Source organism: Nonomuraea sp. NPDC003709 (genome assembly GCF_040610775.1).
Taxonomy (GTDB): domain Bacteria; phylum Actinomycetota; class Actinomycetes; order Streptosporangiales; family Streptosporangiaceae; genus Nonomuraea; species Nonomuraea angiospora_A.
In genome coordinates, this window is the sequence record NZ_JBEXMW010000097.1 from 1 (window position 1) to 1,300 (window position 1,300).

The 1,300-nt window shown below is 39.6% G+C and carries 1 protein-coding gene; it reads left to right on the plus strand.

All coding sequences use genetic code 11. The features are described from left to right. Positions 1 to 82: 82 nt before the first annotated feature. A partial coding sequence (locus ABZX61_RS65870) for an OFA family MFS transporter (protein ID WP_355213276.1) occupies positions 83 to 1,300 on the plus strand: 1,218 nt, incomplete at its 3' end.

Sequence of the window (1,300 nt, forward strand, 5' to 3'; positions counted from 1 at the left end):
TATGTGATTTTATTATTATATGACTAGAATGGTTGTTATCATCGTTTAAATTATTCTTATACTTATTCGTATTCTATCAAAAATGGATGAATTTGTATTGAATTGTTATCGCTATGTTGTTGCGTTTGCAGGTGTCATGTTTCATTTAATGATTGGTTCCGTTTATGCTTGGAGTGTTTTTACTAATCCAATTGCAAAACAAAATGGTTGGGCAGAATCCTCAGTCGCTCTTGCATTTAGTATCGCTATTTTCTTCTTGGGAATGTCAGCCGCCTTTATGGGCAAAGTCGTTGAAAAAATAGGCCCTAGACTAACGGGAACTATTGCTAGCTTTCTTTACGGAACTGGAACCATTATGACTGGTTGGGCTATCCATCAAAATTCAATTTGGCTATTATATCTCTCATATGGTGTCATAGGCGGCTTAGGACTGGGAGCAGGATACGTTACCCCTGTATCAACAATTATTAAATGGTTTCCAGACAAACGCGGTTTAGCAACGGGGTTAGCTATTATGGGATTTGGTTTTGCAGCAATGCTGACTGGTCCTGTTGCTCAACAGCTAATGGCTAGTGTTGGTCTTGAACAAACATTCTATCTCTTAGGAACATTTTATTTTGTTATTATGCTGCTCGCTGCACAGTTTATTGTTCGTCCAAATCTGGCACTATCAAGCACTACTGAAAATAGCATTTCTCAAAAAAAGGGAACACGTCTAACCCGAGGACCGGAGCTAACAGCTAACCAAGCCCTCAAAACTAAATCCTTCACTTTTCTTTGGATAATGTTATTTATCAATATTACATGCGGGATCGGCCTTGTCTCAGCTGCATCCCCCATGGCTCAAAGTATGACCGGCATGTCTGTCCAAACAGCCGCAATTATGGTTGGAATCATAGGCCTTTTCAATGGCTTTGGACGTTTGATATGGGCAACTTTGTCTGATTATATCGGGCGCCCTGCTACTTTCAGTACCATTTTTATTCTCGATATTGTAATGCTTTCAGCCATGCTCATCTTCAAATTACCGCTCCTATTTGTCATTGCATTATGCTTGTTGATGTCTTGTTATGGAGCAGGCTTTTCTGTCATCCCAGCCTACTTAGGTGATGTCTTTGGTACTAAAGAATTAGGAGCTGTTCATGGATATGTACTGACAGCATGGGCTGCTGCCGGAGTTGTTGGACCATTACTATTATCATTAACACATCAACTGTTCCACAATTATACTTTGACATTAGCTGCCTTTATTTTGTTTGATCTATTGGCACTGCTAATCTCATTCTGGATACAACGAGAT